General features: G+C 59.8%; 5 protein-coding genes. 1 reads left to right on the top strand and 4 read right to left on the bottom strand.

Features of this window, described 5'->3' with window-relative positions:
- The 4 genes from RT657_RS18245 to glyQ form a co-directional block, all read right to left on the bottom strand.
- Positions 1-8,953: hemagglutinin repeat-containing protein (locus tag RT657_RS18245; RefSeq protein WP_313656143.1), on the bottom strand; the 8,953-nt coding region annotated here is incomplete at its 3' end.
- 40 nt (positions 8,954-8,993) lie between these two features.
- The gene (locus tag RT657_RS18240; RefSeq protein WP_409521017.1) at positions 8,994-10,724 is read right to left on the bottom strand and encodes a ShlB/FhaC/HecB family hemolysin secretion/activation protein; all 1,731 of its coding nucleotides are present in this window, start codon (positions 10,722-10,724) and stop codon (positions 8,994-8,996) included.
- 374 nt (positions 10,725-11,098) lie between these two features.
- Positions 11,099-13,168, bottom strand: a complete 2,070-nt coding sequence (gene glyS / locus RT657_RS18235) for a glycine--tRNA ligase subunit beta (RefSeq protein ID WP_313656141.1) — start codon at positions 13,166-13,168, stop codon at positions 11,099-11,101.
- 9 nt (positions 13,169-13,177) lie between these two features.
- Positions 13,178-14,089, bottom strand: a complete 912-nt coding sequence (glyQ, locus tag RT657_RS18230; RefSeq protein ID WP_003849680.1) for a glycine--tRNA ligase subunit alpha — start codon at positions 14,087-14,089, stop codon at positions 13,178-13,180.
- 218 nt (positions 14,090-14,307) lie between these two features.
- On the opposite strand from glyQ, the gene RT657_RS18225 reads away from it, so the two are divergent.
- Positions 14,308-15,303: an acyltransferase gene (locus tag RT657_RS18225; protein ID WP_313656148.1), complete on the top strand. Its 996-nt coding sequence runs from the start codon at positions 14,308-14,310 to the stop codon at positions 15,301-15,303.
- The last annotated feature ends 35 nt before the right edge of the window (positions 15,304-15,338 follow it).

Raw genomic sequence — 15,338 nt, 5'->3', positions numbered from 1 at the left:
GCGCCGCCTTCAGCCGGCTCTGCTCCTTCTCCTTGTCAAAAATAACGTCCAGCCCCGGGTTCGCGTTTGCCACGTCCCGGCTGAGGTCCGCCACGTCCTGCGTCTGCTTCAGCGGGTCGCGAATTGTTATCGTGCCGTCGCTTACCGCCGACTTCGTGGTGCTGTCCGCGCTGTCCGAGCCGCTCAGCCCCGCAAGCATCCCATTCGCCATGTTCCCGCCGAAGTCTCCCCCGATGCCGCCGCCGGTACTCATGCCTGCGCTCTGATGCTCCACCTCATATTCCGCGTGGTTCTCTATGTCGCCGAAGCCCAGCGTGCCGGTGTCGAGCCGGTTTTTATCGGCGGTGGCAGTGGAACTGATAACCGCGCCGTTAAGCTGCGTGTGCTCGCCCACGGTCACGTCAAAGCCACCCCTGCCCGCAAATATCCCGGTCTGCTCGGCCACGCTCTGCCAGTTGCTGTGCATTTTGTCCCGGCTCACGTTCACGTTCGCCGACCCGGTCATCGAGCCGAACGTGAAGCTGCCGCCCGCACTGGCGCTCTGCTGCTTACTGTCGTAGCGGTCGCTGTCCTGCTCTGAGGTCAGCGTCAGGTTGCGGCCCGCGGCCACCTTCACGCTCTCACCGCTCGCCTGCGCGCCCGTGAGCGTCGTGTCGCGCCCGCTGGTCAGGCTGAGCTGGCTGCCCGCGTCGAGCGTGGTCTCGCTGTGCGTCACTCCGTTGCCTTTTTCACTCCCCTTCGCCGCGTTCACGCTCGCCGACACCGTGATGCCGTAGCCGCCTGACCCGACGCCAATACCGATACCGACGCTGCCGCCCTTACTGCTGTTCTTACTGTCAGTGCTCTGCGTGTTCTGCGCCGACTGCAGCAGGATGTCCCGCGATGCATCCAGGCTCATATCGCCCGCCGCTTTCAGCTGGCTGCCTGTGATGCTGATGTCGCCGCTCTGCGCCGTGCCGTTTTTGTCGGTCGCCGTGACGTTCAGGTTCCGGCCCGCCGTCAGTGTGCTGCCCTGCGACTGACTGCTTTCAGTACGCGTTTCGCTTTTCGACGACTGGCTGCCGTACGAGGCGCTGACGCCGATGGAGTTGGTTCCGCCCTCTCCGCCGTTCTGCAGGCTGTCCTGCTCAGCTGCCTGCGCCGCCTGCACCCCGTTCAGCGCCGCCTGGGTGTTCTGCAGCGCGCTGACCCGCCCGTCACCCGCCTTCCTGGCCTGCTGCGCATTGCTGACCGCCGTGTTGAGTGCGCTGCCCGCCGCACCCGACAGTGCCAGCGTCAGTCCGCTCTGTTTCGACTCTGTCTTCTCGGTGCGGGTCCGCTGGTCAAATCCCGGGTCGATGCTCACGCTGTCGCCCGTCAGGTTCAGATCCTGACCCGCCACCAGATCCGCGCCGCCGACGTGCAGCCGGTTGCCCGCAGTAACATTGACGCTGCCCTGGCTGCTGCCGACGGTGCTGACGCTCTGGCTCTGGGTGGTGCCCTTCTCATCGATTTCATGACGGGTCGACTGTTTGCCGATGGTGAAGCCGATGCCGCCGCTGCCCAGCAGGCCGCTCTTTTTCTTTTCTTCCAGCTGATAGTGGCTGTCGGTCTCGGTGGCTGCGCCAATCTCCACGTCGCGCCCGGCATGCAGATTAACGTCCTGATCGGCGGCCACCGCTGATCCTGTCACCGTCAGATCACGTCCGGCAATGACCGTGACGCTTTCGCCACTCAGCAGGCTGCCATTCTCACGGGTGGTAACGTCCTGCGTTACGCTGTGGCCGCTGCTTTTGTTCAGCAGATTCTTGTTCTCCGAACGTTCTTCGCTGTAGAACGACTCTCGTTCGGTGGCGCTGTTCAGCACCACGTCCTGTTTCGCCTGCACTGCAACAGCACCCTGTCCGCTATGGAGCGTGCTGCCGGTCATCGTGACATCACCTTCCCGCCCGATTACCGTTACGCCCTGCTGCCCACTGAAGGTACTGCCGGTGCTGCTCTCACGTGCGCTTTCCTCTTCACGATGGCTGCGGGTGCCACCTGTTCGCTTATCCTCGCTGTCATGATCGACTACACTGGCGCGTGCATCTTTGATGATAACGTTCTGGCCGCTGACGCCGATGCTGCCCTTAGCACTATCAACCTGCGCGCCTTCGGCCAGCAGGTTGCTGCCTGCGACCAGCGCCACGCCCTGATCGCCCTTCAGTGTGCTGAGCAGCAGACGTTCTTCCTGACGATCGTTGCTGACCGACGAGGTTCGGCTGTTCGCGTTGAGATGAGTGGTATTGGTGGTGGTTTCCGCGCCGATGCGAATGTCGCCGCCAGCCTGTACCCGGGCCGTGCCGGAGGCGCTGGCCTGGCTGCCAGTCAGCGTCAGGTCACGCCCGGCCCGGAGCAGGAGGTTGCCACCAGCGTTAAGCTCACTGCCCTGCGCCTGCTGCCACTCGCCGCTGATCTGCGCCATGCGCTTACCTGCCTCTTCCATGCCGCGGCTGTTGCGGTTACCCATCGCACCGGATATCACGCTCAGGCTGCCGCGGTGGCTGCTTTTCGCGGCACCGATCTCAAGGTTATTGCGGGCACTCAGACTGAGGTTATTGAGGGCGCTCAGCTTCGCACCCTGTAGCCGGATATCGGTGCCGCTGAGGCTGATATCATCCGCGCTCATCGTCGCCTGCCGCAGGGCATTCTGCAGATCGGTACTGATCGTCAGCGTCTCCGCTTTCACATCAATGCTGCCCGCTTTGATATCGCCGCCCTGATGCAGGAACTGACTACTGTCGACTGACAATGCCTTATCCGCAAAGAGATTACCGGCGTTGGTGACGCTGCCCGCTGAGAGCTGCAGATTACCACCGCCAATCAGCGCGCCCGCGCCGGTCAGGCGCAGCGTGGCTGGTGCCAGATAGACTTTTGGCACCCACACCGTCTGCGGACCCTCTGCCGAATCAACGGTTTCGCTGACCAGCCAGACGATATCCTGTTGCAGCGCTGCAATCTGTTGCGGCGTCAGCGCCACGCCCGGCACCAGATGGAAATCCTGTGCCACTTTTGAGCCGTTGTTCATCAGCGCCTGATACTGCGCCATCGCATCCCAGCCGTTAACAGAGGTTCTTCCGGTCAGTTTCAGGACCTGCTCGCGCACCAGCCGCTGCTCATAAAAGCCATCGCCCAGTCGTTTATGCACCTGAGACGGGTCATAGCCCACCCGTTCAAGCAGATAGTCGCTGCTGATAAATTTATTACGGCTGGTAAAGCGCTCGTCAGTGACCACCAGGAATGAGCTGCCCGCCGCGGTATGCTGGCTGAACAGGCCGTTATCGGGAAGGGTTGTGGCAACTTTCTCCAGCTGTTGCAGCGCCGTCAGCGCCAGTTCAGCCGGTAACAGCGGACGACCCGATGGCGATGTGGGGCTGTGTTCACCCGGCGTAAGTTCGGTGTCGCTATCATGGCGGGCAACGCCATCTACGGTAAAAGCCAGCGGGTTACGCTGATACTCAGCACGCTCGGCGTCCACCGCCTTCAGAGCCGCTTCAAGCTGGCTGATCTGCGCCGGATTAACGGTGGTGTTACTGATGCGGGTCCCGCTAATCCTGACGTTGCCGTTGCCGGTGATAATGCCATCAACGGTCGCCAGGGCAGTGGTCTGGTCGGAACTGAAGGTCGGATACCAGTGATGGGTATTCTGGTCATAATGGTCGACAATCATTTCCTGGCGGCGCTCATTGACCGAGTAGCCCCGGTTATCCACACTGCCACTGCCATCCACGGTCAGATTGCCATTGGCCGTGATCACGCTGGCGTCATTGAGTAACGCGCCGGTGATGCGCAGGAGCATATTGCCGCCCGCCAGAATGCGCGCGCCGATACCTTCGCTGACCAGCCGATCACGCGTCACCGTGCCGGTTACGCTACGCTCACGGAAGTTGTTGTAATCCGTAACGGATGCCGCATTGTCGATGTCGATATGCTTTTCAGGATCCCACTGCTCAAGACGTCCACTGTTTGCTTCGCGCCATACCGTGTTCTGGTAAGGGGTTGGGACGTTCTTTTGCCGCAACCCGCGAGTTTCATAGAACGTCATGGCATAGGTGCCGTCGCTATTGGGGTTGAGCGCCAGATAGTTAACCCACAAATCGGTCAACACGCCCCGATTGTTCATGACACGGACCTGGGCGCGTTTGCCTGCGGCGTCAATCGCCAGCAGTGTGCCGTAAGGATTACTCTGTGCCGCTGCCTCATTCTGAAAGGTCAGCTGCTGAGTCGTTGACGCCATGGTGCTGAGATCCGTATTGGTCTCTCCGCCGTAAGACCGCCAGTAGTAGTTATATCGATGCCACTTGTAGTTGCTGGTTTCCGCCTCACGCTCGATCACCAGTCCTTCGCGCAGGTTATCCAGCCGCCCCGCCTCCAGCGTCATATCACCATCGGCTTCAATAAAACTCGCCCGGTTCTCTATCAGGTCCTCGCTGTGCAGCGACAGGCGATCAGCGCTGTAGAGCAGCGCACCCTCTTTGTTGCTCAACCGCTCGCGGGCCTGCAGCGTCAGACGCTGAACGGCTGCAATGACTGCAGGCTGTCCATGGTTGTCGATCACCCGGCCACGCACGGTGATTTCATCTCCCATCAATGTGGCACTGTTATCCAGTGAGTCGACATTCAGCGTCAGGGCGTCGGCTTCAAGCCGCCCGCTGTTCAGCAGCGCGTCGGTAGTAAGCTGAACGGTTTTGCCCACCAGCAGCGCGGGGTTGGTGATAGCCGTGGCATTCAGCATCAGATTGCCCGGCAGCAGCCAGTCCACCAGGTTAGTAAACGCCCCGCCGAGAGAGAGCGTCACCGTGCCGTTACTGCTGACCGTTTCGCCCGCCTGACGGGTATAGTCCTGTTGCGCGGTCAGCGTCAGAGCCTGCAAGCCCAGCAGCGTGCCACCCTGATTATCGAAAGAGCGGGCATGGATGTTTAATGCACCCGCACTCTCCAGCCGTCCACCCTGATTCAGCAGGGCAAGCGGGGAATCGGTGGCCGGGAGATCGGCGTTAAGGGTGAGATCGTCATTCGCCAGCATCCGCCCCTGCCGGTTATCCAGCCGCGCTACACCCCGCAGCAGGAGTGTTCCGGCGCTCTGCAGTCGTCCGCTGCGGTTATCAATGTCGCGGGCAGTAATGTCGGTATAGGTAGTGCCGAGTAACAGGCCGCCATCGCGGTTACTCAGACGGTCGGCATGCAGTGAGAGCCCCGCCTGGCTGCTCATCACCCCCTGCGCGCTGTTATCGATCGCCGTCGCGTTCAGTACTAAATCCTGGGTGGCGACCAGCTGCCCGCCCTGATTACTCAGCTGTGCGGCATCAAGGGTCAGCGCCGCGCCGCTATGGACTTTGCCCTGCGGGTTGTTAAGCACATTGAGGTGATAATGCCCTGCGCCCTGGCTGATCAGCGTACCGCTGGCGTTTTCCAGTTGCCCGGTAGTCAGATTAATCGCCTCACGACTGCTGAAGACACCCTGACGGTTATCAATCGTCGCGGCACTGATCTGCTGTTCACCGTTGCTGCGCACCGCGCCGCTGCTGTTATTAATCTCTCCTGACAGCTGGAGTGAAAGCTGTTGCTGGCTATCGATATTGCCGCCTGCGTTGTTCAGCGTCTGCGCATCCAGCTGGAACGCCTCGCCGCTCTGCACTTTACCGGCCCGGTTATCCAGATCTACGGCCAGGTTCAGCCGTAACAGCCGCTGACTGTAGAGCAGCCCGCCCTGGGTGTTATCGAGACGCGTAGCCGCGATGGTCAGCGCCTCACCCGCCAGCCACTGGCCACCCGCATTGTTGATGTTGCCGGTGCGGCTGCCGCTGGTTTGCCCCTGGACCGTCAGCTGCTGCTGAGCAGAGACTTTACCGGCCAGGTTGTTGATATCCTGCGCAACGCGTAACACCAGCCCGGCTGCCGACTGCAATACGCCGCTGGCGTTACTGAGCCAGTTTGCCGAGAGTTCTGCCTGCTGCTGACTCTGCACGCTGCCGCCAGTGTTATCGAAACCGGCACTCGCGGCACTCCAGCTCCCCTGGCTGCCCATCCATCCCTGGGTGTTGCCAATCTCCTGTGCCTTAAGGGTCTGGCTTAACCGGCTGAAGATATGGCCACTGCTGTTATCCAGACGACCAGTAATCTGCATAGCCAGTGTGTCCAGCCCGTTTATCGTGCCCTGGCTGTTAAACAGGCTTGCGGCGCTGGCTTGCGTGCGGCCGTTGCCCGTCAGGCTGCCGCCCTGATTATTCCAGTCGCCCGAGAGGTTCAGCGTCAGCGCCTGCTGGCTGAAAATCTTCCCTGACTGGCGATTGGTCAGCGCTCCGCCCTGCAGAAGCAGATCGCCACCGCTTTGCAGTGACCCGCCATCGTTAGCAAGTAACGTCGATTCCGTACCGTGGATCGTCAGAGCGTTCTGCGCCGTGAGTTTGCCGCCCTGATTAAGGATATCGCCGCGGCTGGTCAGAGAGAGATCACCACCGGACTGTAACCGTCCGCTGGCATTATTGAGCCGATCTGTCGTTGCCGTGACCCGCTCACCGCCCTGCGCCGTCCCGTTGAGGTTCTGCCAGAACCCGCCGCTGTTGAGCGAGAGAAAATGACGGGCTTCTATCCAGCCGCCGCAGTTGTTCAGGCCCTCTGAGGTGGTCAGGCTCAGATCGTGCAGGGCCATCAGTTTGCCCTGTATATTGTCGAAGGCGCTGCTGTTTATCCTCAGTGCGGTGCCGCTGATTTCACCTGCGCGGTTGCTGCTATGGCCACTGATATCGAGGTTTAACAGCTGGCCGGATAGCAGTTTGCCGTCGTCGTTATTAAGGCTGCTGGCTTGCGCGGTGAACCGCGTTTCACCCTGAGCTGTGCCGCTATGGTTATTCCATTTGCCGGTGTGAATCGTCAGTGCGCCGACTGCGCCGATAAGACCCTGCTGATTATCCAGTTCGCCTGCTGTCAGGCCGAGATCGCGCTGGCTGATGATCTCGCCCTGCGCATTATTCAGATGCTGTGCGTTCAGTGATAGCTGGCTGCCGTTCAGGGTGCCAGTGTGATTATCCAGAGCGCCGCCTGCGCTGAGCGTCAGCGCCTCACCGGCCAGCAGATTGCCCTGACGGTTATTAACCGCATCGCGGGCGTAGATAGCCAGCGATGCCTGGGTTTTGACGCTGCCGCCCTGGTTATTCAGGCTGCCTGTCTCAAGCGTCAGATCGCTGTGACTGCCCAGTTCACCCGAGGTGTTGTCGAGCAGTCCATCAATCCGCCAGTGCTGCGCCGCGTTATCCAGCGCAACCAGGCGGCCACGCTGGTTGTTCAGTGAGGCGGCCCGGAAACTGAGCTGCTGGCTCTCAATCGAGCCGTCGCTGTTGTCCAGCCCGCCACTCAGCGTAAAGTGGCTTTCGCCACGTCCGGTCTGCGACCATCCCGCCTGCTGGCTGAACAGGCTGTGTCCATCGATCTGCCAGCGTCCGGCGCTGATCTGCGCATGCTGCGCCTCAATATCACCTGACGTGTTTATCACCAGTTCATCGCTGTTAATGACGGCCTGACGCACAGCCACCCCGTCCTTCTGAGCCGTCAGGCGGGCGCGGCTGGCGGCGACCTGCGCGCCACTGAGATCGACCCGACGTCCGCGCGCGCTGACCTCTTTTTTACTCAACAGGCTGCCGCTGGCACGAATGGCATCCTGACTCTCCAGTTGCAGACTGGCTTCCTGCACAATCTGGCTGCTGACGTCGCTGCCTGCCAGCAGATGTCCACTGCTCTGAATAGAGTGGGCCGCCGTGAGTCGCACCTCACCCGCCGCCGCTAAGGTGCCGGACTGGGTAATTCCGCCCTGGCGACTCTGAACCCTCAGCTGACCGCCACTGTGGAGTTTGCCCTGATAATCAATATCGTCTCTGGCCGCCAGACTGATGTCGCCTCCGGCCTGGGTGACGCCATCCCGTGCCGCCGAGTGCCAGACGAGTTTACCTTCGCTGCTTACCACCAGCGTTTTGCCCGCCTGAACCTGGGCGTTCTGATTCCGCACGCCGACGCCTGCTTCGGTGCCAATCATACGGATCTGGCCGCTGTACATGCCGCCCATCTGGCCCATGTCGATCGCCAGTTCAGGTCTGGCGAGGCCATCGTCAGCCAGCGGTGTGACCGCCTGCGCATCTGCGCTTACGCGATTGCGACCAGCCACCACCGCCAGCGCATTTCTGGCCCAGACGCCCGCATTGATCTCCACCGCGCGGGCCAGTACGTCAACATACTCCGTATCATGGCGGGGATCGCCGTTGAGTCCGCCACCTTCAATGCGCACCACGCCGCGTTCAACCTGATAGCCCGCCAGGCTGCCGTCGGCGTTGAGCTGCGGTTTACCCGTGGTCAGCGTCATCCGCCCGGCATTGATGGTGCCGCAGCCGTTGCAGACGATTCCCGCCGGGTTGGCGACAATCACCTGTGCCCGTCCGCCCGCCACTTCCATATAACCGCGCAGCTGGCTGGGAGTGTTACTGTTTACTTCGTTGAGGATCACCCGCGCCGGTGCAGCATCAGGTCTGAGATTTGGGTTGCCCTGAATCATGCCGGCCAGTTGCGTGGAGGTCATCACTGCGGCGTTATTCAGGATGGCCCCCTGCTGTGCGACGTCGAACTGCTGATACTGGTTATGCGAGATACCCGCCTGATTGGGCGCGGTGATATTGACCTGTGGTAGGCCGTTTTGGGTGGCGATGACTTCCGGCCGCTGATCTGGCCTCGCACTGTTGTCCGCCACAATGCCGTTCGCGACTGCTGGCCCGGCAAACAGCGCCAGCCCCAGCAGCCACGCCGTGCGGCGTAAAATGACCCAGAGACGCGGCGTGCCGATACCCTGGCGCTGGCCGGGTTCTGTGCTGCAACTGCGGGCAAGTTCCGACACCACCCGAAGCTCCCCGTGGGTGCGGCTGAAGATAATGCGATAGCAATGTTTATTCATGAGTCACATCCGTGTGAAAGTCAGGGGTTCAGTGCAGTGGTCAGATTTCCAGGTTAATGCTGAAACCAGCTGTCGCCCCCGAGGTATGAAAATCTGCAGGTTTACAGAACGGCACGCCCGCAAACAGGTCGTAGCTGAAGCGGCTCCAGAGCGCGCCGCGTACGCCGATGGCACCGCCAGCCAGCTGATGACCGACCAGGTTACGTGTCGAGGGTCCGTTCACCCGACCATAATCAGCCGCCAGATAGAGCTCATGCCCGCGAGAGAAAAGATCCCAGCCGATTTCGTTACGCCACAGCAGACCTTTTTCGCCTGACAGCATCTGTTCTCCGTCGAAGCCCCGAACCGTATAACGTCCGGCAATCGCCATACGCGCCTGCGGCGTCAGGGCATTCGGGCTCCATTGTCCCCGCACGCTGCTGTAGATCCGCCAGGGCTGTGCGCCGATGGCGAAAGGGTGGTTGAGGCTAAGGTCGCCAAGGAGTATGCCGGTACGCGCACTGCCCTGATGACGTGCTTCTTCCGGCGCAGGAAGCGCATTAAACGCCCCGGTGCTGCGCCGCCAGGCGATATTCGCGTCCAGCGTGCGGCTTCCCAGATAGGTGTGCTGATTCAGGCCCAGTTCCCAGCCCGCGGTGCGCCGCTTTTGCTGCTCTATGTCGATATCGTTGACGGCATTAGTGGCGTGTTTGCGATAACCACGCAGATTCAGCGTGGTTTTATTCCGCTGATCCCGGTAGAGCAACCGGGAGACCGTGAACTGGACATTATCGCTCTTGCCGCTATAGCGCAGCACCTCACTGGCATTCGGGATGTTCTGGTGATAGGTGTAGTCGTTGTAGTTAGCCGAGACGGCCCAGTACCCAATTGGGAAAAAGTAATTAAGGGTATGTGAGTGGTTGCCGAACGGGCCATGCTCAAACAGATTTTTGCCGAGGTTGGCGTAAAACAGATCGTTCTGCGCAAAGGGCGCATCCACGGCCAGTGTGGCGGAACCGAGGTATCGTCCGGTGCTTCGGGATCCGCTGTCATCCAGCCCCAGACTGAGTCGCACCGGTCTCCCTTCCTGCCAGTTGACCAGCAGATCACTGGTGGCTTCCTGCTTACCCGGCACGATTTTAATGTCGGCATTAGCACTCGGCATACGCTTCAGGTTCTCCAGACCCTGTTCGATATCCCGCAGATTCAGGATATCGCCTGATGCTGCCGGAACAGCATTCCAGAGCCGCCCGCGCCAGGAAACAGACTCATCAAAGCGAATCTGACCGATACGGCCAGGCTGCAGCGTCAGCGTTAACGTCCCTTTGGTCAGATCCTGCTCCTGCGCCATCACACGGGTCGTGACATAGCCTTTAGCAAGAATCGCATTCTGCACTTTGTTGATGACCAGCATGATGCCCTGTCCGCCCAGGCAGCGGCCTTTAGCGTCGGCAGCAGCATCAGGCGCCCACTGAAAACGGCTGGCGGCTTCGCCCGTCAGGGCGATCTGATTAATGGTAAAGCAGGGATGTTCACTGGCCGGATAACCCGGCAGAGGACGATCCGGACGCGAAAGATGTTCATCCACCTGCGGCGCATTCTGCTGTTGCAGTACGCGTTCGCGCATCTGCTGACGCAGTTGCTCGCGGCTATCAATCGTCTGGCCTTCTTCATGGGGGAGGTCAACGGATGGCGCGGCCATCAGCGGCAATACAGCGCAGGATATCGCACCTGCTATTATGCCGGGCAGACGTTGTGACGACTGTCTGCGCCGTAAAAAAGTCCTTTTCATGAAAATTCCATTTCACTGAATGTAACCGGGTGTAACTTTTGGCGAATTATCGCTCTGGCGGGAGGAAAAACAAGGGGGACAACTATTTTTCAGGCGGTTTCTTAAGCTGCGGATGGCGGGAAGAAAACATCATGAAAACGGGCAAAAAAGATGAAGCAGCAAACTGAATGTCTGGGCTGAACCTGCCGCCACGAGTCGATTAATTTATTGATTAATAGTTGTTTTACAGGGAATAAAATCGCTGAGTCGCTTTTGTATGCCCTGAAAGCCTGAAAACGCTGGCCGTGATAGTTATCGCTGCGCTCAGAGCATAAGATTGAACACCCATAAAAAAAGGGACGATTTCTCGTCCCTTTTTCACATAGCTAATCACATTACTGCAGCAGCGAGATATCCGCGACCTGCAGGAACAGTTCACGCAGTTTAGAGAGCAGCGTCAGGCGATTGACCCGCACCGCCTGATCGTCGGCGTTGACCATCACTTTATCGAAGAAGTTGTCTACCGCCGTCCGCAGCTGGGCCAGTTCGACCAGCGCATCCTGGTAGCGGCCTTCTGCAAAGTAAGGCTGCAGCTTGCTGCTCAGCGCGGTCACAAAGGTCGCCAGCTGGATCTCTTCGTTCTCTTTCAGCAGCGACGCCTGCACGCTGTCGTTCAGCGTTTCGGTCGATTTCGCCAGAATGTTAGAGACGCGCTTGTTCGCGGCCGCCAGTGTGGCCGCAGCCTCCAGGGTACGGAAGTGTGACACCGCTTTCATGCGGGCATCAAAGTCTGCCGGACGGGTCGGACGACGCGCCAGCACGGCCTGCAGCGTATCGATGCTGTGACCCTCTTCCTGATACCAGGCGCGGAAGCGGCCCAGCATAAAGTCGATGACATCATCGACCACGCGGGCGTTGCTCAGCTTGCTGCCATACAGACGCACCGCTTCTTCGGTGAGCGTCTGCAGGTCGAGCGGCAGGTTCTTCTCAACGATGATGCGCAGAACGCCCAGCGCCGCGCGACGCAGTGCAAACGGATCTTTGTCGCCTTTGGGATGCTGGCCGATGCCGAAAATACCGGCGAGCGTATCCATTTTATCGGCAATCGCCAGCGCGCAGGCGACCGGGCTGGAGGGCAGATCGTCACCCGCAAAGCGCGGCTGATACTGCTCGTTCAGCGCCACCGCCACATCTTCGGCTTCGCCGTCGTGACGCGCGTAGTGCATGCCCATTACACCCTGGGTGTCGGTGAACTCGAAGACCATGTTGGTCATCAGATCACACTTCGACAGCAGGCCGGCGCGGGTCGCGTGATTCACATCGGCGCCGATCTCACCGGCAATCCAGCCCGCCAGCGCCTGAATGCGATCGGTTTTGTCGCGCAGCGTGCCCAGATCTTTCTGGAACAGCACCGTCTCCAGACGTGGCAGGTGATCTTCCAGACGCTTTTTGCGGTCGGTATTAAAGAAGAACTCTGCATCGGCCAGGCGGGGACGCACGACTTTTTCGTTGCCGGAAATAATCTGGCGCGGGTCGCTGGACTCAATGTTGGTAACGAAAATGAAGTTCGGCAGCAGGTTGCCGTCATTGTCATAGACCGGGAAATATTTCTGGTCACCTTTCATGGTGTAGACCAGCGCTTCCGCAGGCACCTTGAGGAATTTCTCTTCAAAGGTCGCAGTCAGGACGACCGGCCACTCCACCAGCGACGTCACCTCTTCCAGCAGGCTGTCGCTGATGTCGGCGTTGCCACCCAGACGACGCGCCGCCGCTTCCGCATCGGCTTTGATCATCGCCTTGCGGGTCTGATAATCGGCGATCACCTTACCGCGTTTTTCCAGTACGTCAGGATAGTGGTCGGCGCTTTCGAGGATGATGTCGTTTTCGCCCATAAAGCGGTGACCGCGAATGTGACGGCCAGACTCAATGCCCAGAATGGTGCCCGGGATCAGCTCATCACCCAGCAGCATCACAACGGTATGCACCGGACGGACAAACTGCACATCGCTGTCGCCCCAGCGCATCAGTTTTGGCACCGGCAGCTTGCTGAGTGCAGTGGCGATCATGGCAGGCAGCAGTGCCTGGGCTGCTTCGCCTTTGACCTGGGCACGATAAACCAGCCACTCACCTTTATCGGTGGCGAGGCGTTCGGCCTGATCAACAGTGATGCCGTTTCCGCGCGCCCAGCCTTCAGCCGCTTTGGTGGCGTTGCCGTCGGCGTCAAAGGCAGCCGCGACGGCCGGGCCGCGCTTCTCCACTTCCCGATCGGGTTGTGCGGCGCTCAGGTTTGCGACTTTCAGCGCCAGACGACGCGGCGCAGCAAACCAGCTGACCTCGCCGTGGCTCAGGTTGGCTGCATCCAGTTCAGCGGTCACCTGTGCGGCAAAGGCTTCTGCCAGGCTGCGCAGGGCTTTTGGTGGCAGCTCTTCGGTGCCGATCTCCACCAGGAAAGTTTGTTCAGTCATGGCTGCCTCTTACTTTTTGTTATTGCACATCGGGAAGCCCATCGCCTCGCGAGAGGCGTAGTAAGCTTCAGCCACGGCTTTAGTCAGGGTACGAATGCGCAGGATGTAACGCTGACGCTCCGTTACCGAGATCGCTTTACGGGCATCCAGCAGGTTAAAGCTGTGCGCCGCTTTCAGAATGCGTTCATAGGCAGGCAGTGGCAGCGGTTTTTCCAGCGCCAGCAGATGCTGCGCCTCTTTTTCGTACTGCTCGAAGCAGGTAAAGAGGAAATCGACGTCGGCATATTCGAAGTTGTAGGTGGACTGCTCCACTTCGTTCTGATGGAACACGTCGCCGTAGGTGGTTTTACCCAGCGGGCCGTCGCTCCAGACCAGATCGTAAACGCTGTCGACGCCCTGGATGTACATCGCCAGGCGCTCCAGACCGTAGGTGATCTCGCCAGTTACCGGCTTACACTCCAGACCACCCACCTGCTGGAAGTAGGTGAACTGCGTCACTTCCATGCCGTTGAGCCAGACTTCCCAGCCGAGTCCCCAGGCACCCAGCGTCGGGTTTTCCCAGTTATCTTCCACGAAACGGATGTCATGCACCGTCGGATCCATACCCAGCTCTTTCAGCGAGCCCAGGTAGAGCTCCTGAATGTTGTCCGGTGAGGGTTTGATAATCACCTGGAACTGGTAATAGTGCTGCAGACGGTTCGGGTTTTCACCGTAGCGGCCATCGGTCGGACGGCGCGATGGCTGCACGTAAGCGGCGGCAATCGGCTCCGGGCCGAGTGCGCGCAGGCAGGTCATAGGATGTGAAGTGCCAGCGCCCACTTCCATATCCAGCGGTTGGACAATGGTGCAGCCCTGACGCGCCCAGTAATCCTGCAAGGTCAGGATCAGCCCCTGAAAGGTTTTGGTATCAAACTTTTGCATGTTGAGTGTGCACGCGCTTCGGTTAGATTAAAAAAAGAGGCCGACAGTATACCCTTTGACCGCGCGATGTGCAGCCGTAAATCCCAGCCGCTGCCGGGTCGTTCAGGCAGGGTTGTGTGCAGGCATACAGAGGGCTCCGAATCATGCTGACAGCAGTTGTTGGCCGGGTCGCATTTGACTACCCTTTTCCGCACGGACGCTATGCGCAAGAGGATGCCATGCCGCAGAAGATATACTGGATCGACAATTTACGCGCGGTCGCCTGCCTGATGGTGATCGTGATTCACACCACCACCTGGTATATCACCGGGCCGATGGCGGTGACCGGCACAACCTGGGATGTGGCGAATCTGCTCAATTCCGCCTCACGCGTCTGTGTGCCGCTGTTCTTTATGATATCCGGCTACCTGTTCTTCGGCGAACGCAGCGCCCAGCCGCGTCATCTGCTGCGGCTGGTGCTCTGCCTGCTCTTCTACAGTGCGGTCTCCCTGGCCTATATCACCTGGCTGACACCCATCAGCGAGGGGCGATCAATCCTGAAGATGCTGCAAAAGCCGGTTTTTTATCATCTGTGGTTTTTCTTTGCGCTGATCGGCATCTATCTGCTGTCGCCGCTGATTCAGGTCAAGAACGTGCAGGCGCGTTATGTGGCCCTGCTGGTGCTGGTGCTGGCAGTGCTCGCCAACCCCAATACGGTCAGCCAGTCGCTGGGGCCATTCCATTTTCTGCCGGTAAACCTCTATGTCAGCGGTGATACGATTTACTACCTGCTCTATGCGCTGCTGGGACGGGCTATCGGCAGCATGGAAACCCAGCGGCGCGGCCTGACGCCACTGGCGGCCGGGCTGTTTATCGCCTGTGTAATGGGCATTACGCTGGGCACGAAAAAGGCGCTGATCGTGAACGGCGCCTTTAACGATACCTGGTATCTCTACTGCGGCCCGCTGGTGTTTATCGCCGCCCTCAGCCTGTTAATCGTGTTTAAAAACAGCCTGAACCAGCGTACGCTGCCCGGATTTACCGTGATTGCGCGCTATTCACTGCCGATCTACGGCTTTCATGCACTGTTCATTCACTATCTGCGCACGAATCATTACGATGATATGTCGCGGCCATGGCTTGACCTGCCGTGGGTGTTCGGGCTGACGCTGGGCGGCAGCCTGCTGCTGGGTATGGCGTTGAAACGTCTCGATACCCGCCACCTGGTCAGCTGACCGCGCCGTGTTAACCGCCGCGGCTGTCGGCCGGC

The sequence above is a fragment of the Pantoea sp. genome, assembly GCF_032114055.1.
In the GTDB taxonomy this organism is placed as follows: Bacteria; Pseudomonadota; Gammaproteobacteria; order Enterobacterales; family Enterobacteriaceae; genus Pantoea.
This window is presented reverse-complemented; position numbering and strand designations above follow the sequence as displayed.

What these genes read in the sequence shown, in the direction of transcription:
- RT657_RS18240 (WP_409521017.1), bottom strand. Translation starts at nt 10,724, where the DNA reads ATGAAAAGGACTTTTTTACGGCGCAGACAGTCGTCACAACGTCTGCCC.
- glyS (WP_313656141.1), bottom strand. Translation starts at nt 13,168, where the DNA reads ATGACTGAACAAACTTTCCTGGTGGAGATCGGCACCGAAGAGCTGCCA.
- glyQ (WP_003849680.1), bottom strand. Translation starts at nt 14,089, where the DNA reads ATGCAAAAGTTTGATACCAAAACCTTTCAGGGGCTGATCCTGACCTTG.
- RT657_RS18225 (WP_313656148.1), top strand. Translation starts at nt 14,308, where the DNA reads ATGCCGCAGAAGATATACTGGATCGACAATTTACGCGCGGTCGCCTGC.